The sequence below is a fragment of the Mesorhizobium sp. M0340 genome (assembly GCF_040321535.1).
In the GTDB taxonomy this organism is placed as follows: Bacteria; Pseudomonadota; Alphaproteobacteria; order Rhizobiales; family Rhizobiaceae; genus Mesorhizobium.
Map to the genome: position 1 here is coordinate 40,724 of NZ_JAMYRR010000028.1, position 17,284 is coordinate 58,007.

At 62.2% G+C, this 17,284-nt stretch carries 17 protein-coding genes; 8 read left to right on the forward strand and 9 right to left on the reverse strand.

All coding sequences use genetic code 11. The features are described from left to right. Positions 1–6: 6 nt before the first annotated feature. The 6 genes from NKI79_RS28215 to NKI79_RS28240 all read right to left on the reverse strand — a co-directional run bounded on the left by NKI79_RS28215 (position 7) and on the right by NKI79_RS28240 (position 5,930). Positions 7–1,146, reverse strand: a complete 1,140-nt coding sequence (locus NKI79_RS28215; protein ID WP_352806194.1) for an ABC transporter ATP-binding protein — start codon at positions 1,144–1,146, stop codon at positions 7–9. 74 nt (positions 1,147–1,220) lie between these two features. After that, positions 1,221–2,318 (reverse strand): polyamine ABC transporter substrate-binding protein, encoded by a 1,098-nt coding sequence (locus NKI79_RS28220; protein WP_352475848.1) that lies wholly within the window; start codon positions 2,316–2,318, stop codon positions 1,221–1,223. A 352-nt stretch (positions 2,319–2,670) separates the two neighbouring features. Further along, positions 2,671–3,624: a DMT family transporter gene (locus NKI79_RS28225; protein ID WP_352806196.1), complete on the reverse strand. Its 954-nt coding sequence runs from the start codon at positions 3,622–3,624 to the stop codon at positions 2,671–2,673. A 181-nt stretch (positions 3,625–3,805) separates the two neighbouring features. Next, positions 3,806–4,312 carry a DUF2167 domain-containing protein gene (locus NKI79_RS28230; protein WP_352806238.1) on the reverse strand — a complete coding sequence of 169 codons (507 nt, stop codon included), beginning with the start codon at positions 4,310–4,312 and terminating at the stop codon, positions 3,806–3,808. After that, complete coding sequence (locus NKI79_RS28235) at positions 4,200–4,463, reverse strand: DUF2167 domain-containing protein (protein WP_352806241.1); 264 nt, start codon at positions 4,461–4,463, stop codon at positions 4,200–4,202. Before NKI79_RS28235 ends, NKI79_RS28230 begins: the two co-directional genes overlap by 113 nt. Before the next feature lie 15 nt (positions 4,464–4,478). Then, positions 4,479–5,930 carry a helix-turn-helix domain-containing protein gene (locus NKI79_RS28240; protein ID WP_352804068.1) on the reverse strand — a complete coding sequence of 484 codons (1,452 nt, stop codon included), beginning with the start codon at positions 5,928–5,930 and terminating at the stop codon, positions 4,479–4,481. Positions 5,931–6,168: 238 nt separating this feature from the next. On the opposite strand from NKI79_RS28240, the gene aceA reads away from it, so the two are divergent. Both aceA and NKI79_RS28250 read left to right on the forward strand, forming a co-directional pair. Next, a complete protein-coding gene (gene aceA, locus NKI79_RS28245) occupies positions 6,169–7,458 on the forward strand; it encodes an isocitrate lyase (protein ID WP_352806198.1) in 1,290 nt (429 codons plus the stop codon). A gap of 77 nt (positions 7,459–7,535) precedes the next feature. After that, a complete protein-coding gene (locus NKI79_RS28250; protein ID WP_023719402.1) occupies positions 7,536–7,778 on the forward strand; it encodes an SMc00767 family acetate metabolism repressor in 243 nt (80 codons plus the stop codon). Positions 7,779–7,843: 65 nt separating this feature from the next. On the opposite strand, the gene NKI79_RS28255 is transcribed toward NKI79_RS28250, so the two are convergent. After that, positions 7,844–8,305, reverse strand: a complete 462-nt coding sequence (locus NKI79_RS28255; protein WP_254819286.1) for a RidA family protein — start codon at positions 8,303–8,305, stop codon at positions 7,844–7,846. 429 nt (positions 8,306–8,734) lie between these two features. Between NKI79_RS28255 and NKI79_RS28260 the strand changes: the two genes are divergently transcribed. After that, a complete protein-coding gene (locus NKI79_RS28260) occupies positions 8,735–9,124 on the forward strand; it encodes an ANTAR domain-containing protein (protein WP_352804061.1) in 390 nt (129 codons plus the stop codon). Between the two features lie 32 nt (positions 9,125–9,156). Here the strand turns inward: NKI79_RS28260 and NKI79_RS28265 are convergent, their stop codons facing one another. Continuing rightward, positions 9,157–9,873: an HAD family hydrolase gene (locus NKI79_RS28265; RefSeq protein ID WP_352806200.1), complete on the reverse strand. Its 717-nt coding sequence runs from the start codon at positions 9,871–9,873 to the stop codon at positions 9,157–9,159. Between the two features lie 167 nt (positions 9,874–10,040). Here NKI79_RS28265 and NKI79_RS28270 point away from each other — a divergent pair, with 167 nt between their 5' ends. From NKI79_RS28270 to NKI79_RS28280, 3 genes are all read left to right on the forward strand, one after another. Next, entirely contained in the window at positions 10,041–11,474 is a 1,434-nt protein-coding gene (locus tag NKI79_RS28270; RefSeq protein WP_352806202.1) for a glutamine synthetase family protein, read from the forward strand. A gap of 140 nt (positions 11,475–11,614) precedes the next feature. Further along, the gene (locus NKI79_RS28275) at positions 11,615–12,901 is read left to right on the forward strand and encodes an NAD(P)/FAD-dependent oxidoreductase (protein WP_352806204.1); all 1,287 of its coding nucleotides are present in this window, start codon (positions 11,615–11,617) and stop codon (positions 12,899–12,901) included. 211 nt (positions 12,902–13,112) lie between these two features. After that, entirely contained in the window at positions 13,113–13,964 is an 852-nt protein-coding gene (locus tag NKI79_RS28280) for an SH3 domain-containing protein (RefSeq protein ID WP_352806207.1), read from the forward strand. Between the two features lie 63 nt (positions 13,965–14,027). On the opposite strand, the gene NKI79_RS28285 is transcribed toward NKI79_RS28280, so the two are convergent. Then, positions 14,028–14,774 (reverse strand): SDR family oxidoreductase, encoded by a 747-nt coding sequence (locus tag NKI79_RS28285; RefSeq protein WP_352804050.1) that lies wholly within the window; start codon positions 14,772–14,774, stop codon positions 14,028–14,030. Between the two features lie 273 nt (positions 14,775–15,047). Here NKI79_RS28285 and zwf point away from each other — a divergent pair, with 273 nt between their 5' ends. Further along, a complete protein-coding gene (gene zwf, locus NKI79_RS28290) occupies positions 15,048–16,517 on the forward strand; it encodes a glucose-6-phosphate dehydrogenase (RefSeq protein ID WP_352472717.1) in 1,470 nt (489 codons plus the stop codon). Beyond that, the gene (pgl, locus tag NKI79_RS28295; RefSeq protein ID WP_352804046.1) at positions 16,499–17,212 is read left to right on the forward strand and encodes a 6-phosphogluconolactonase; all 714 of its coding nucleotides are present in this window, start codon (positions 16,499–16,501) and stop codon (positions 17,210–17,212) included. The genes zwf and pgl overlap by 19 nt, the downstream gene beginning before the upstream one ends. The last annotated feature ends 72 nt before the right edge of the window (positions 17,213–17,284 follow it).

The following is a 17,284-nucleotide window of genomic DNA, read 5'->3' on the forward strand; positions in this document are numbered from 1 at the left end:
CAATCCCTACCGTGTCAGCACGACGCCGGCGTCAGGGCGGAAGGAAATCCAGGCGCGGTCGTTCCAGCTCAGCGGATCCTCGGTGAGGCGTGCCGCGTTCATGGTGCTTGCCCGCACCACCTGACCATCGTCCAGCCTGACGTGATAGACGGTCATGTCACCGAGATAGGCGATATCATAGACCTCGCCCTGGATGGCATTGACGGCACCGGCGGGTTTCGTCGAGGACACCTTGATCTTCTCCGGCCTGATGGCGAAGGTAACGGATGTCCCGGCGGCGGCACTGCCGGCGTTTTCGGTTCGGATGGTGATGCCGTTGCCGGCATCGATGCTTGCGCTGCCGGCCTCGCCAGCCGCGATCCTCCCGTCGAACATATTCACGTTGCCGACGAAGCCGGCGACGAAGCGCGAGCCCGGCGCTTCGTAGACCTCGGCCGGTGTCGACACCTGCATCACCTCGCCCTTGTCGATGATGGCGATGCGGTCGGCCATCGTCATCGCCTCTTCCTGGTCATGGGTGACGACGACGAAGGTGAGGCCGAGATTCTGCTGCAGGTCCATCAGCTCAAACTGGGTTTCCTCGCGCAGCTTCTTGTCCAGCGCGCCAAGCGGCTCGTCGAGCAGCAAGACTTTCGGGCGCTTTGCCACCGAGCGCGCGAGCGCGACGCGCTGGCGCTGGCCGCCCGACAATTGGTGCGGCTTGCGCTTGGCGAACTGCTCGAGCTTGACCAGCTTCAGCATCTCGGCGACGCGCTTTTCGATATCGGCCTTGACCATGCCTTCCTGCTTGAGGCCGAACGCGATGTTGTTCTCGACCGTCATATGCGGAAACAAGGCGTAGGACTGGAACATCATGTTGACCGGCCGCCGGTAGGGCGGAATGCCGCGCAGATCCTGGCCATCGAGCAGGATGCGGCCGGCGGTCGGCTCCTCGAAGCCGGCAAGCATCCTGAGCAGCGTCGATTTCCCGCAGCCTGAGGCGCCGAGCAAGGCAAAGAATTCGCGTTCGAAGATGGTCAGCGACAGGTTGTTGACCGCCGTGAACTCACCGAATTTCTTGGTGACGTTGTCGAACTGGATGTATGGCTTGGCGTTCGGATCGTTCCATGGCGCGAAATCCCTGCGGATGCTGCCAAGCGATTTCATGTCCCACTCCGTCCTGCTGCTTGCCCCATGAGAACGCGGGCCCGGCAGCCGGCCGCCGGGGCCTGGTCAGATTGTTATTGGCCAGTGACGATCTTGGTCCAGGTGCGGGTGATGATGCGCTGCGTCTTGGGATCGTAAGGCGAGACGGTGTAGAGCTTCTGCAAGGTGGCGGCGTCTGGATAGATCGCCGGATCTTCCAGGATCGCCTTGTCGATGAACTGCTGCGAAGCCTTGTTGCCGTTGGCGTAGAGCACATAGTTCGACGATTTGGCGATCACTTCGGGCTTCATCATGTAGTTCAGGAACTCATGCGCTTCGGCGACATGCTGCGCGTCGGCCGGGATCGCCATCTGGTCGAACCACATCTGCGCACCTTCCTTCGGCACGGAGTAGCCGATCTCGACGCCCTGCTTGGCTTCGTCGGCGCGGTTGCGGGCCTGGAAGACGTCACCCGACCAGCCAACCGCCAGGCAGATGTCGCCATTGGCAAGAGCGTTGATGTATTCGGACGAGTGGAACTTGCGGATATAGGGCCGGACCTTCAGCAATGTTTCTTCTGCCTTGGCGATGTCATCGGGCGATGTGCTGTTCGGGTCGAGGCCCAGATATTTCAATGCCGCCGGTATGATGTCGGCCGGCGAATCCAGCACATAGACGCCGCAGTCCTTCAATTTGGCCAGGCTTTCGGGATTGAAGAACACGTCCCAGCTGTCGATCTTATCGGTGCCGAGCGCTGCCTGCACCTTCTTGATGTTGTAGCCGATGCCGACAGTACCCCACATGTAGTTGATCGAATATTCGTTGCCGGGATCATATTTGGCGGTCCGTTCCATGACCGTGTCCCACATATTGGAAATGTTCGGCAGTTTCGACTTGTCGAGCTTCTGGAACACACCCGCCTGGATCTGGCGTGCAAGGAAATTGCCGGTCGGCACGACGACATCGTAGCCGCTGCCGCCGGCGAGCAGCTTCGTTTCCAGGATCTCGTTGGAATCGAAAGTGTCGTAGACGACCTTGATGCCGGTTTCCTTGGTGAAGTCGTCGATGATCGAACTGTCGATATAGTCCGACCAGTTGAACACGTTGACGACGCGATCCTCGGCATGCGCGCCTAGGGTGAAAACTGCCAGAAACGCCGAAGTCGCCGAAAGCCAGAGCGCTTTGCGGGTCATGCTATTCTCCTTTGATGAGTGTTCCGTCGCCAGCTCGTCGCGGCGTTCGCGCGGCTGGGCATTTGCTTCAGGGTATTGGGCTTGCAGGCAGGCGACAAGCGCGAATTGCCGGCGCCATTATGCTTCGGCGACGAGGCGACAGCGAAGACTTGGCGTGGCGTTGCTGGTGTTCCGGCGCCGTCGGAAGCTTTCGCTACGGCGCGGGCAGGGAGACGACGATGTTGTCCGGCCTCGATGCGGCCGGCATGGAGACTTGGCAAGACACGCCTGTCTTGTTGTTGCCGTGATCGCAGCCTGCCCGCGCGGCCGCGACATTGTCAATGGTTCATCTCGCTTTGACGCGTGCGCTGCATCAATTAGGCGACGGCACACCGGTGACGCCCGCTCGCGCGGGCCGCGTCTGACGCTTGAATTCGAGCCCGATATGGACGAGCAGCGCGGTGACGACGACCGCACCGCCGACGATGGTGCGCGCCGACGGCACCTCGGAATGGATGAGCCAGACCCAGATCGGGCCAAGGATCGGTTCGAACGTGCCGAGCAGCGCCGCGACGGCGGCCGGAACAAGCCGGGCGCCGGTGGCGAAGAAGGCGAGGCCGAGTCCCAGATTGATCACGCCAAAGACAAAGAGAAAGCCCATATCATGGCTCGAGACGCCGAGGGCCGACCCTTGCGATGCCGCAAAGGCGGCCGCCAGCATCGTGCCGAGGCAAGTCGCCGGGGTCATGCGCACATGGGCAAAGCGGCGCGTGATGACGGTTGCGACCGAGAACATGACGGCGATGAGCAGCGCCAGCCCGTCGCCGATCGGCGATACCGCGCCATCGAGCGATTCCGATACCATGATGGCGACGCCGGCAATGACGGCGGCAATCGCCAACCAGGTCGCCACCGCCACCCGTTCGCGAAAAAGCGCCCAGGCAAACAGCGCCGCCAGAAGCGGCACGCCGGCCTGCATCAACAGGATGTTGGCGACGGTGGTATAGGCAAGCGCGACGACGAAAGAGGTCGAGGCCGTGGCGAAGCAGAACGCCACCGCAAGGCCGGCCAGGCCCATGCCACGAAACAGCTTCAGCGTGCCACGCCAGCCGTCGCGCCAGACCATGAAGCAGAGCAGGAAGGCGGCGGCCCAGACCGAGCGCCAGAACACCACCGTCCAGCTGTCAGTGCTGTCGATGAAGCGCGCAATTGTGCCGCCAAAACTCCACATCAGCGCCGACAGGAATACAAGCAGGAAACCGACGCGTTCCCCTTGCGGCGACACGATCTGCGAAGCGGCAACCGGAGATGATGCGGTAACGGTCATGGGTGCGACTGTCGGCGAATTCGGAGCAGCACGACGTGCAATGGACGACAGAGACGTGCCTCATTCGCGTAACGCAAAGCAGAAGGCCGGGCGTGATCCAGTTCAATGTTCCGTTTGGCGCACCGATGAGGGCCCTCGCCCTCGCCCGGCGATGATCCGAGACGACCTGTCGACGATGGCTTTAGGAGGTGCCCCTGTTGCCGCGGATAAAGCGCCAGAGACCGGCCAGCGGAACCAGCAGGAGCAGGCCAAACTTTTTCAGCGCGATCAGCGCCACGACCAGAAAACCTGCTTTCGCCGCCAGCTTTCCGGCAATCAGGCCACCGACGCCAATCGCCGCAACGGTATCGACGCCCGGCACGAAATCGGCGTATGTCTTGCCGGTATTGAAGTCCGCGAGGCCAAGCACTTCATCCAGGCTTTGCCTTATCTCCGGCAATTGTTCCCCCGTCGCGATATAGCTCATCACGAAGACGCCCTCCCTGCCAAGGAAACGGACGTCGTAGTTGAGCGTATGGGCGGCATCGTTCCCAAATTGCAGCTCCTTGGCCCAGTGCAAGCGCTTGTGGGCCGCGTCATAAACCGGCGGCGACGCCCAGCCGATCAGCGTAATGGGCGCGTAGCCGTCCTTTACCCCTCTGATCGTTGCCGGACAGAGTGTCTGATTGCATATTGCGCAGCAGTTCATTGTAATCGATGGACGCGGCGTCACTGTCGTCGACGTAACCAATCTTTTCCCAGCGCAGCTCTATCCCCCAATGGCCGGCAGCTGCGAACCAGCTTACTGGTTGCCGCCGCAGGAACAGATGAGGTTCTCCGGTCGAAGATTCAGCCGCAATATTGCTGGAGCCGAATCACTGAAAATCGAATGCCGACAGCCCCGTCACCATCTCATCGAGGCCGAGCGGGCGTGTAACGGGTGGCTCGGCGCGGGCGAGGCAGCCGATGCGCTCGCACAGCCGGCAGGCAGGGCCGACCGGCGTCGCCGTCGCCGTGGCGCTCTGTCCGGTCTTGCCTATGGCAGCTGGCCTCGGCAACGCCGCTCCATAGACGACCTCGTCGCTAAAACCGATGTCGCAGCCGAGCAGCAGCGCGGTGCGGCGCGGCCGCTCGGCAAACGAGCCCTGCGGCCCCTCGAGCGTGCGGGCAATGCAGAGAAACGCTGCGCCGTCGGGCATTTCCACCGCCTCGACCAGGATCTGGCCGGGCTGGGCGAAGGCGGCATGGACCGGCAGCCTCGGACAGCCGCCGCCGAAGCGGCTTTGCGGAAAGCCGTGGCTGCCCGCCTTGCGGAAGCGATTGCCGGCACTGTCGACCTCGAGCATGAAGAACGGCACACCTGACGCACCCGGCCGCTGCAGCGTGGCCAGCCGGTTCGCCGCCTGCTCGAAGGAAACGCCGAAGCGCGACCGCAACATGTCTATGTCGTAGCGGGTGCGGACCGCAGCGGCGTGAAAAGGCTGATAGGGCATCATCAGCGCGTGCGCGGCATAGCGGCCGAGCTCGAAACGCGCCAGCCGGCGGGCCTCGTCCGTGGTCAGCTTCAGCGCCTGGATCTCAGCGGCGACAGCGACGCTCATCCGGATCAGACAGGCCTCCATAGCCACCTCGCGCAGCTGATCGAATGGCGACAGGCGCTCGGACAGGAACAGGCGTTGCGAGTGACGGTCATAGCGACGGCGCCAGTTGGGCATGGTGGCGACCGGCAGTACCTTGACGACGATGCCGAATTCACGCCGCAGCCAAGCCTTCAACGCACTGAAAAGATCGTCGCCGGGATCGAGCACCGACGTGAATGCCTCGGCTTCCTCTTCGAGCGCGGCAAAATGATTCGGCCGGCGTTCGAAAATCTCATGCACCTCGTCGATCGGCAGCCGGGCACCGGAGAGTGCGGTGGCCTTGCCCTCGCGCGCGAGCAGCTCGTTGAGATCCGATAATCGCTTAGCCTGCTCGCGATAGGCGCGAAACAATTTTATCACAGCGGCGGAAGCGTTGGGCGCCGCCTCGGCAAGCTCGATGAGTTCCTGGTCGCCCGGCAGTTCGCCGGCCAGCAACGGATCTGAAAACACTTCCTTCAAATCGGCGACCGATCCCCGCGCCTCGCCTTGCAGTTCGTGCGGGTCGACCTTGTAGACGGATGCCAGCCTCAGGATCAGCTGCACCGTCAGCGGCCGCTGGTTGCGCTCGATGAGATTGAGATAGGACGGCGAGATGCCGAGCCCTTCGGCCATCGCCGTCTGGGTTAGCCCCTTGGCGTTGCGGATGCGACGAATGCGCGGCCCGGCGAAGATTTTATGGTCGGCCAATCGACTGCCCTTGACAGAAATTTACATCCGCCGATGGTATGGCGGCCTTTACAATCATGACAGATTTACAGCTCTCATTAGTCAAACACAACACAGGTTTTCCCTTATTTTCTGGCTAATCTGGAGGTTTACCTCGCTTGCGTCGTGCCGGCGTGTAAATGATGTCACACATGGCGCACATATTTTTCCCTCTAAGACGCCATCCGAAAACCGACATCAAACCCGCCTGGAGTGACCAATGACCGACTTTTACAACCTTGTCCCGTCGGCGCCGCAAGGCCGCTTTGATGGCATCGAACGGCCTTATTCGCCGGAGGAGGTGAAGCGGCTGCGCGGCTCGGTGCAGATCCGGCAGAGCCTCGCCGAAATGGGGGCAAACCGGCTGTGGCAGCTCATCCATGAAGAGGATTTCGTCAACGCGCTGGGTGCCATGTCGGGCAACCAGGCGATGCAGCAGGTGCGGGCCGGGCTGAAGGCGATCTATCTGTCGGGATGGCAGGTCGCCGCAGATGCCAACACCGCTTCCGCCATGTACCCGGACCAGTCGCTCTATCCCGCCAATGCGGCGCCCGAACTGGTCAAGCGCATCAACCGCACCCTGCAGCGCGCCGACCAGATCGAGACTTGCGAAGGCAAGGGGCTGTCGGTCGACACCTGGTTCGCGCCGATCGTCGCCGATGCCGAAGCCGGCTTCGGCGGGCCGCTCAACGCCTTCGAGATCATGAAGGCATTCATCGAGGCGGGTGCGGCCGGCGTCCATTACGAGGACCAGCTGGCTTCGGAGAAGAAATGCGGCCATCTCGGCGGCAAGGTGCTGATCCCAACCGCCGCACACATCCGCAATCTCAACGCGGCGCGCCTTGCCGCCGACGTCATGGGCACGCCGACACTGGTCGTGGCGCGCACCGACGCGGAAGCGGCAAAGCTCCTGACCTCCGACATCGACGAACGCGACCGGCCCTTCGTCGATTATGGCGCCGGCCGTACGGCGGAGGGCTTCTACCATGTCAGCAACGGCATCGAGCCCTGCATCGCCCGTGCCGTCGCCTATGCGCCCTATGCGGACCTGATCTGGTGCGAGACCTCCAGGCCCGATCTGGGGCAGGCCAGGACGTTTGCCGAGGGCGTGCGCAAGCATCATCCAGGCAAGCTGCTTGCCTATAATTGCTCGCCGTCTTTCAACTGGAAGAAGAATCTCGATGACGCGACGATTGCGAAGTTCCAGAAGGAACTCGGCGCCATGGGTTACAAGTTCCAGTTCATTACGCTGGCCGGTTTCCACCAGCTCAATTTCGGCATGTTCGAGCTCGCCCGCGGCTACAAGGAGCGGCAGATGGCAGCCTATTCGGAACTGCAGGAGGCGGAATTCGCCGCGGAAGCCTATGGCTACACCGCCACCAAGCACCAGCGCGAGGTCGGCACCGGCTATTTCGACGCCGTCTCGATGGCGATCACCGGTGGCCAGTCTTCGACCACGGCCATGCATGGATCGACCGAGCAGGCCCAGTTCAGGCCGGCGGCGGAATAGCGGAATAGCAGACAAACAGAGGGAACGCCCAACGGGCATGGCAACACAACAGGCATGGCAACACAGGGAGAAGACCAATGGCATCGATAAGCCGCGTCAAGGAACGGGCCGAAGAGCAGGCCACCAGCATGAATGTCGACCAGCAGGCGACCATCCGAATGCTGGCGAACGATCTGCACAGGCTCAATCAGTCGGTAATGAAGGCGGTCGAGGCCGGCGTCTCGGTCGAACTGGTGCGCTCGGCACGGCACCATGGCGGCGACGGCAACTGGGGCGACCTGCTGATCCCGGTCATCGTCACGCAACGGAGCCACGACTGATGAATTCTACCGCACCGCGCCTTTTTTGAGCGCATGTTATCGCACCCCGCACGCCGCGGCTCTGCCTAGTCCGGCAGAGCCGCTAGTGCAACGATTTCAATGACAAGATCAGGCTGCGCAAGTGCTGCAACGCCGATAACTTCCGAGGGCGGCGGGTTGTTGTAGCTGCAGTGCTTCGGGCAGTGCTCGGCAAAGAATTCGTCCAGGACGTCCAGGCGAAAATTGGGAGAGCTCAGAACGCCGCCATCGGGAAATGGCCCCTTAACAAAGAAGGTCAGCCTGATGAGATGGTCGAGCGCAGTGCCAAGCTCTTCCAGGTCTGATTTGATGTTGGTGAGAATTTCGCGCCACTGCGCGGCCGCACCGCCGACGGCGCCGCCGCCGCTTTTGCCGATCGGATCGTAGTCCTCGACGGTCGCGGTGTTTCCGGAAAGATAGACAAACCCCTTTGCGCCGGTAACGACCGTACCCTTTCCCCACGGCATCAACCGGCCATTTTTGAATTTCTTGTGAGTCACGAGTTCCATTGTCATCTCCCGTCGATCAAAGAGACGTGCTTAGCCGACGAGGAAGGGTAGTCCGCCGAGACGATACGACAAGCTCGCGACAGACCTGCCTCGCCTTCATCCAATCTTTCGTCAACCCGGCTACGGCTGCGTAGTTGGTCGTTCGCGCTGCAAAGCTAAAGTTCACTGGAGCCTGCCCGGTTGTGGTGCAACTTCTCCTTCGGGCGGCGACAAAGAAAGCACTTAATTTTAATTTTAATGTTTCTTGCGATATTCTCCTGATATGCCATTTGAGCTTGACATGAGCAGTGATCTCACGCCAATTACCGCTCGAGTTTCAACCCTGCATTGAAATGTTGAACAACGGCCTGCCCCGCCATGTGCCCAGCGAATCGCGATATCGAGCCTGCAAAACAGCCGCCTTTCGTTAGCCGGGACATGGAGACGCGGATGCTGCCGGATTTCTCGCGGGTGCTGGTGGTCGGAAAATCACCGATCAACCGCGTCGTGGTTTCAAAAATCGTGGAGCGGTCCGGCCTCAAACCGATCTCGGAAACTCCCGAAACCGCGGCAAAGGCCTTGTACGCGCTGATACCCGGGACTGTCGTTCTCGACGGCGGGGCGGAGAACGGGGACTGCGACGCCTTGCTGTCGGGTATCGATGCACTGCGAAGGGCGTCAGGCAGATCGCTTCCGTCAGTGATCCTGCTTTCAGTCAAGACCGGCACTCCGGAGAGCCTGGGCCTGTCGAGCGTCGTCGATGCGGTGGTCGTCAAGCCGATCACCACCGAACGGCTGCAGCCGGTGATTGACCGGCTGGTCGGGGTCGGCCGCAACTGACCTCTACGGCGACGCGCCGACCGCAGACCTGATCAATCAATCTTGCCGATACGCTCGATCAGGCCTGGCAGTTCACCGAGATTGGCTATCTGGCGAAAGCGCGGTGCTGAGACCGGCGGCTCGACATGCTCCAGCACCCAGGTCAGTTCATGCGGCACGTGGATGCCCCAACTGCCGGCTTCGATGGCCGGCACGACGTCCGATTTGAGCGAGTTGCCGACCATCATGCCCTTTTCCGGGCCATCGCCGTGGCGCCTGAAGATGCGGCTATAGGTGGCAGCGCTCTTGTCGCTGACGATTTCGACCGCATGGAACAGCGCTCCCAGTCCGGATTGCGCCAGCTTGCGTTCCTGGTCGAACAGGTCGCCCTTGGTGATCAGCACCAGGCGGTAGGCGCCGGCCAGCTTTTCCACGGTCTCGCGCGCATACGGAAGCGGCTCGATCGGATGGCTGAGCATCTCGCGGCCCGCGGCGAGAATTTCGGCGATCGTTGAGGCCGGCACCTGGCCCTCGGTGACCTCGATAGCCGTCTCGATCATCGACAGCGTAAATCCCTTGATGCCGAACCCGTAGACCGCGAGGTTGCGCTTCTCGGCCTCCAACAACCTTGCTGAAATCCGGTCCTCCTCGGCGTGATCGGCGAGCAGTGCGGCAAAGCGCTTCTCGGTCATGCGGAAGAACTGTTCGTTCTGCCACAGCGTGTCATCGGCGTCGAAGCCGATCGTCGTCAGTTTGCGGCTGTGTTGCATGCGGCCCATTAATTGCAGCGTTGCGGGAGGCCGACCCTAGACCAGGAGGCTTTTATCCGGAAGTCGTTGTGTTTCCCCGATTATCGAGGCGCAGGCCGGCCCGCTCCCCTTCCCTTCCCTCGTCGGCAACGGCTATACTCCACAATCTGCAACAAATCTGGTGATTGATGCCGCCTGCAAAAAAGGAAGTCCGTCCGTCGAGCCGCGGAGGACGTGCCCGCACGCCTGCCTTCGTGAAAAACCATCGTGGCGTCAAGAACTGGAAGGAAGTCAGCGCCTGGCTGGAATGGCGCGGCATCGAAGACATCGAATGCATCACACCCGACCAGGCCGGGGTTGCGCGCGGCAAGATGATGCCATCGAAGAAATTCACCTCCAATACCTCGCTGGCACTGCCTTCGGCGGTGTTCATGACGACGATTTCCGGCGGCTATCCGGAGGACGGCAACGGCTTCCACTATCCGGAGGACGATGGCGACCTCAAGCTGATGCCTGACCTCTCGACGCTGACCGTGGTGCCGTGGGAGGAGGACCCGACGGCGGCGGTTATCTGCGACCTCGTCCACCAGGACGGCCGCTCGGTCGAGTTCACGCCGCGCAACGTGCTGAAGCGCGTGCTCGCTGCTTATGACAGACGCGGGCTGAGACCGGTCGTGGCGCCTGAGATCGAGTTCTACCTGGTGCGCAAGAACCCCGATCCGGACTACCCGCTCACCCCGCCTGTCGGGCGCTCCGGGCGGCCGATCGGCGGCGGCGCCGGCTATTCGATCGCCGGGGTCAACGAATTCGACGAACTGATCGACGACATCTATCATTTCTCCGAAAGCCAGGGCCTGGAGATCGACACGCTGATCCACGAGGAGGGCGCCGGCCAGCTCGAAATCAATCTGCGTCACGGCGACCCGATCGAGCTCGCCGACCAGGTGTTCATGTTCAAGCGCACAATCCGCGAGGCGGCGCTGAAGCACGAAATCTACGCCACCTTCATGGCCAAGCCGATCCAGGGCCAGCCCGGTTCCGCCATGCATATCCATCAGTCGATCATCGACAAGAAGACCGGCAAGAACGTCTTTTCGGCGGAGGACGGCTCGGAGACCGACGCCTTCTTCCACTTCATCGGCGGCATGCAGAAACATGTGCCGAACGCGCTGGTGATGTTTGCGCCCTACGTCAATTCCTACCGGCGGCTGACGCAGTCGGCCTCGGCGCCGGTCAACAACAAATGGGGCTATGATAACCGGACCACGGCCTTCCGCGTGCCCCGCTCCGACCCGGCGGCGCGGCGCGTCGAAAACCGCATTCCCTCCTCTGACGCCAACCCCTATCTGGCGCTGGCGGCGTCGCTCGCCTGCGGGCTGATCGGCATGACCAACAAGATCCAGGCCGAGCCGCCGGTTCTGACGACCGCCAACGAGGACCAGATCGACCTGCCGCGCAGCCTGCTCGAAGCCGTCGACCTGTTCGAGGCCGACGAGGAACTCTGCGCCCTGCTCGGCAAATCCTTCGCAGCGACCTATGCGGCGATCAAGCGAGCGGAATTCGAGACCTTCATGGAAGTGATCAGCCCGTGGGAGAGGGAGTATTTGCTGCTGAACGTGTGAGTAGTGAGTAGTCATTAGTGAGTAGTGAACGGGGCTGGATCGCACCAAGACCGTTACTGTCCGTTCCTATTCACCAACTACTACTCATTACTCACTATTTCTCTCCGCCTCTGCAAAAATCTCCGAGTCTTGGCTGCATCATGCCCTACCAATCCCCAATCTCCCCCGGCCGCTCCTGGTACGAAGACACCGCCGGGCCAAGGCCCGAATATCCGACGCTCGACGGCGACCGGACATGCGATGTGGTGATCGTCGGCGGCGGCTTTACCGGCCTGTCGGCCGCGGCTCACCTCGCCAAGACAGGCGCGGATGTCGTGCTTATCGAAACGCATCGTTTCGGTGATGGCGCATCGGGCCGCAATGGTGGCCAGCTCGGCACCGGACAGCGGGCCTGGGCAGAGGAGCTGGAAGCGGAATACGGCTTTTCCCGCGCCAAGGCGCTGTTCGACCTGGCCGAAGAGGCCAAGGCGCATCTGCTCGACTTCGCCGCGGTGAACCAGATCGAGATCGACTATATGCCCGGCCAAATGTCGGTGGCGCACAAGAAGCGCTATGTCGACGACTACAAGGCTCATGCCGAGATCATGGCAAACCGGTTCGGTTATCCGCACATCTCATTCATGGATGCCGCGGAGACTGCCGAGCGGCTCGGCTCGACGCATTATTTCGGCGGCACCCGCGATACCGGCACCGGCCACATCCATCCGCTGAAGCTGGTGATCGGCACAGCGAAAGTCGCGACACAGGCCGGCGCAAAGCTTTTCGAGCAGACGCCGTCGACCGGCATCACCTCCGGCGGCGGCAAGGTCAGGGTTGCGACGCCGAAGGGCACGATCACCGCCGCTAAATGCCTGATCGGGGTCAATGCCTATGGCGGCACGCTCGAACCCGTGAGCGCCGCGCATATCATGCCGATCGGCTCCTTCATCGGCGCAACGGTGCCGCTGGGAGCCGATTCCAAAGTGTTGCCGGGTGGCGAGGCGGTCGACGATTCGCGCTTCGTCGTGCGCTATTTCCGCAAATCGAAGGATGGGCGGCTGCTGTTTGGCGGGCGCGAGATCTACGCGGTCAACGATCCCAAGGACATCCACATCCACATCCGCCGGCAGATCGCCGAGATCTATCCGTCATTGAAGGACGTCGAGATCACCCATGGCTGGGGCGGCTATGTCGGCATCACCGTGCCGAGAAAGCCGTTCGTGCGCGAAGTGATGCCCAATGTGATCTCGATCGGCGGTTATTCCGGCCATGGCGTCATGCTGTCGAACTTTTTCGGCAAGCTTTATGCGGAGACGGTCGCCGGCAACCGCGACCGGCTGAAGCTGATCGAGGACCTGAAAATTCCTCCCTTCCCCGGCGGCCGGCGTTTGCGCGCGCCATTGCTCTTTCTTGCGCTCAACTGGTACGCGTTGCGGGACAGGATTTAACCAGACGTTGCAGAATCCTTAACCTGGGCGCAGAATTCCCGCCAAGGGCGCAGTGATGCCACAATCGCGGGCGAAAGATGATGCTCGTGGGCAGCTGAACGGGGAATTTTGCGGGCTTGCCCGCTTTTGGTTTGGGACCGATGCCGATCGAAATGCCGGCTCTCCGGCATGGGGTCGTAAGAACATCGGCCCGCAAATGGAGGTGGCAAGAGTGAAAGAGCCCTTCAGTTTCGGCGCGCCGGAACGACGGCGCCTTGCGATGCAATTCGGTTACGATATGCGGCCGACGTTCTGGCATGGGGTCCGGTCGAACGCGCATCTGGTAATCGCCGCGCTTGGCACGGCCGCACTGCTCGGCGTTGCCGCGGTGGCACTATGGCTGGCATTGCCGGCAAATGAGCGACAAGCGGCCGCAAGCCCGGAGCAGATCGTTCCGACCATCCCGGTCAAGACGACGAAGATCATGCCTGCCAAGGTCACTGCGGCGCCGCGGACGACGGGCAAGGCAGATGCGGTTTCCACAGCGGTTGCCGCTGCGGAAGCCGAGATACCAGCGCTGGCTCCCAATGATCCGCGCTGGACGGGGCCAAAGACGGCATCGGCCGCCGCCACGGCAGCATCCGACCAACTGGCAAGCCAGACCGAGCAGGCGGCCAATAAATCGTCCGCCGCGGTGGCGTTTGCTAACCCGGCAGCGAAGCCCGACGCTGCGGCACTGTTTGCCAAAGTGGCGGCTCCCGGCAGCTCGACGAAAAACACAGGGCCAGACGGTGCTCAGACCGCCGCCATCCCCACACCCAAGCCGCAACTGCCGGCGGCGCAGTCCGCGAGTGAGGACGCCGACGGTACCAAGGCAAAATCCGGAAAAGCCAATACTGCGGGTACCGGACGCATCCTGAGATCCGTCACCATGCGGATCGGCCCGAAGAAGAATGCTGCCGCCATTCTCACCGTGCCTGCCAAGACCTCGGTGCAGGTGATGAGCTGCAAGCAATGGTGCCAGATCGTCTACAACGGCAAGCGCGGCTGGGTGTACAAGAGCTACGTCAAAACCGGGGCGTAAGGCCGGCACAGCGATCGCGGGTGGCTTGCCATCAGCCAGTCCTGCGCCTGAGGACCCGGGCGTTCAAATACAACGTCCGCCGTCGACTTCCAGCGCCACGCCAGTGATGAAAGCCGCTTCGTCCGAAGCAAGCCAAAGCGCGGCATTGGCAATGTCGAGCGGCGTCGAAAGCCGGCCGAGCGGGATCGATGCGCGGAACTTCTCGCGGATCTCGGGTGTGTCGGCGCCCATGAATTTCACAAGCATGCCGGTCTCGCCGGCAACTGGGCAGAGGCAGTTGACGCGGATGTTCTTCGGCGCGAGTTCCACTGCCATCGATTTGGTCGCGGTGATCGCCCAGCCTTTCGATGCGTTGTACCAGGTGAGGCCAGGTCGCGGCCTGATACCGGCCGTGGAGGCCGTCGTCAGGATGACGCCACCGCCTTGCCGGTCCATGACCGGCACTACGGCAAGCGCTGCGTGGTAGATCGCCTTCATGTTGACAGATGTGATCAGGTCGAAGGTCGCTTCGTCGACTTCCAGCATGTCACCGTTGCGATGGGTGTAACCGGCATTGTTGACCATGATGTCGATGCGGCCGAAGGCGCTCATTGCGGCATGGACCATGTCGTCGAATTCGGACCGCAGCGAGACGTCGGTCTGGGTCCAGATCGCCTTTTCGCCGATCTCCCCGGCAACGCGCTCCGCGCCCTTGGCGTTCAGATCGGCGACGACTACCCGCGCGCCCTCCTCGGCAAAGCGCCTGGCCATGCCCTCGCCAAAGCCCGAGGCAGCGCCGGTGATGATGGCAACTTTGTTTTGCAGGCGCATGCTTTTCTCACTCATCGTTGAAGGCGAGCGGCGACGCCTTTGGCCGGGCCATCGAAAAGATGTGCGTCCATCGCCGATTTCTCCTTTGGCTTTCGCTGCCATCCGGCACTATGCTGCACCTGCGAAGGCTCCGGAAGCATCGCTTGCCGACAAGCCTCCGGCTAGCGCCCGTGTCAAGAGCACACGCGGATGTGACGCAATGGCACTGGCAAGTTTAAATCGATTAGATTATATCAGCCGCGTTATCGCGACCGGCGTCACAGCGGACAGACCATGACCAGCCAGATCATTCCCGTCGACCCCTTCGACTTCATCATTTTCGGCGGCACCGGCGACCTGTCAGAACGTAAGCTTCTGCCGTCGCTGTACCACCGGCAGCGCGACCACCAGTTTTCCGAGCCGACGCGCATCATCGGCACATCACGTTCGAAGATGACCGACGAGGAATTCCAGTCGTTCGCCAGGCAGGCGATTGCCGATCATGTGAAGCCGGAGGATATCGACGCCACGGAACTGAAGACGTTCCTCGCGCGGCTCTCCTATATCCCGGCAGATGCAACCACAGGTGCGGGCTTCGACAGGCTGAAGAAGGCGATCGGCGACAGCGAACACATCCGCGCTTTCTATCTGGCGGTGGCGCCGGCGCTGTTCGGCGACATCTCGCACAAGCTGAAGGAGCACGGGCTGATCACGCCGAATTCGCGCATCGTGCTGGAAAAGCCGATCGGCCGCGATCTCGCTTCGGCGCGCGCGCTCAACGACCTGGTCGGCGACGACTTCCATGAAAGCCAGATTTTCCGCATCGACCACTATCTCGGCAAGGAGACGGTTCAGAATTTGATGGCGCTGCGCTTTGCCAACGCGCTCTACGAGCCGCTTTGGAATTCCGCCAATGTCGATCATGTGCAGATCACCGTGGCCGAGACGGTCGGCCTGGAAGACCGCGTCACCTATTACGACAAGGCCGGCGCATTGCGCGACATGGTGCAGAACCACATGCTGCAGCTGCTCTGCCTGGTCGCGATGGAGGCGCCGTCGTCGATGGACGCCGATGCTGTCCGTGACGAAAAGCTGAAGGTGCTGCGGGCGCTGAAGCGCATCAACGGCAACGAAGCGCCGAAGCACACGGTGCGCGGGCAATATCGTGCCGGCGCCTCGGCCGGCGGGCCGGTGAAAGGCTATGTCGAGGAACTCGGCAAGAACAGCAACACCGAGACTTTCGTTGCGCTCAAGGCCGAGATCGGCAACTGGCGCTGGGCGGGCGTGCCGTTCTACCTCCGAACCGGCAAGCGGCTTGCGACCCGCGTTTCGGAGATCGTCATCGAATTCAAGCCGATCCCGCACTCGATCTTCGGCGAGAGCGCCGGGCCGATCTCCGCCAACCAGCTGGTCATCAGGCTGCAGCCCGACGAAGGCGTCAAGCAGTTCATCATGATCAAGGATCCGGGGCCGGGCGGCATGCGGCTGCGCCAGATTCCGCTCGACATGAGTTTTGCGCAATCCTTCGACGGCCGCGCCCCCGATGCCTATGAGCGGCTGATCATGGACGTCATCCGTGGCAACCAGACGCTGTTCATGCGCCGCGACGAGGTCGAGGCGGCGTGGAAATGGATCGACCCGATCCAGGACGCCTGGGAAAGCGGCAGGCAAGAGGCGCAAGGCTACACCGCCGGCACGTGGGGCCCCTCGGCCTCGATTGCGCTGATCGAACGCGACGGGCGGACATGGCACGAGAGCAATTAGGCGGCGCCTACAACTGGCACGAATTTGCCGGACGCCAGGAGCTGGCGACAGCGCTTGCGGGCCACGTCGCCGGCCGTCTGTCAAAGGCGATCGCCGAGCGCGGCACGGCACTGCTCGCGGTCTCGGGCGGCACGACGCCGGCGAAATTCTTCGCGGCGCTTTCGACCGTTCCGATCGCCTGGGAAAAGGTGACGATAACATTGGTCGACGAGCGCTTCGTGCCGCCCTCATCGCCGCGCTCCAATGCCGGCCTGGTTGCCGCCAACCTGCTGCAGAACGCGGCCGCGGCCGCGAATTTCGTGCCGCTCTACCGCGCAGCGGCAAGTATCGAGGGCGCAGCGGTCTCCGACAGTGAGGCGCTGCAAGTGCTGCCCTGGCCACTCGACGTCGTTGTGCTCGGCATGGGAACTGATGGCCACACCGCCTCGTTCTTTCCGGATGCCGACAACCTGGCAAGATTGCTCGATCCGTCGTCGCAAAGGATCGTGCTTCCGGTTCACGCGGCAAGCGCCGGCGAGCCACGGCTGACGCTGTCATTGGCGCGGATCATCGATGCCGCCTTCATCGCGCTGCATATCGAGGGCGCGGAAAAACGCACCGCATTCGAGGCCGCGCTTGGAACTGGAACACGAAAGCCCATTCGCGCCGTGCTCGATGCCACTCAAAAGCCCGTAGAGGTTTTCTGGGCACCCTGATCTCAACTTGGCTGCAGGTCCCGGCAACAGCCGGAAGGTATTTGCGGGACCTCGCCTGAAAGGACCGACCGC

Excerpts from the sequence above, each read along its gene's own strand:
- NKI79_RS28230 (WP_352806238.1), bottom strand. The coding sequence starts at position 4,312 with ATGAACTGCTGCGCAATATGCAATCAGACACTCTGTCCGGCAACGATC.
- NKI79_RS28220 (WP_352475848.1), bottom strand. The coding sequence starts at position 2,318 with ATGACCCGCAAAGCGCTCTGGCTTTCGGCGACTTCGGCGTTTCTGGCA.
- NKI79_RS28275 (WP_352806204.1), top strand. The coding sequence starts at position 11,615 with ATGCCCTACCAATCCCCAATCTCCCCCGGCCGCTCCTGGTACGAAGAC.
- pgl (WP_352804046.1), top strand. The coding sequence starts at position 16,499 with ATGGCACGAGAGCAATTAGGCGGCGCCTACAACTGGCACGAATTTGCC.
- NKI79_RS28225 (WP_352806196.1), bottom strand. The coding sequence starts at position 3,624 with ATGACCGTTACCGCATCATCTCCGGTTGCCGCTTCGCAGATCGTGTCG.
- NKI79_RS28260 (WP_352804061.1), top strand. The coding sequence starts at position 8,735 with ATGCTGCCGGATTTCTCGCGGGTGCTGGTGGTCGGAAAATCACCGATC.
- NKI79_RS28285 (WP_352804050.1), bottom strand. The coding sequence starts at position 14,774 with ATGCGCCTGCAAAACAAAGTTGCCATCATCACCGGCGCTGCCTCGGGC.
- NKI79_RS28250 (WP_023719402.1), top strand. The coding sequence starts at position 7,536 with ATGGCATCGATAAGCCGCGTCAAGGAACGGGCCGAAGAGCAGGCCACC.
- NKI79_RS28270 (WP_352806202.1), top strand. The coding sequence starts at position 10,041 with ATGCCGCCTGCAAAAAAGGAAGTCCGTCCGTCGAGCCGCGGAGGACGT.
- zwf (WP_352472717.1), top strand. The coding sequence starts at position 15,048 with ATGACCAGCCAGATCATTCCCGTCGACCCCTTCGACTTCATCATTTTC.
- NKI79_RS28265 (WP_352806200.1), bottom strand. The coding sequence starts at position 9,873 with ATGCAACACAGCCGCAAACTGACGACGATCGGCTTCGACGCCGATGAC.
- NKI79_RS28255 (WP_254819286.1), bottom strand. The coding sequence starts at position 8,305 with ATGGAACTCGTGACTCACAAGAAATTCAAAAATGGCCGGTTGATGCCG.
- aceA (WP_352806198.1), top strand. The coding sequence starts at position 6,169 with ATGACCGACTTTTACAACCTTGTCCCGTCGGCGCCGCAAGGCCGCTTT.
- NKI79_RS28215 (WP_352806194.1), bottom strand. The coding sequence starts at position 1,146 with ATGAAATCGCTTGGCAGCATCCGCAGGGATTTCGCGCCATGGAACGAT.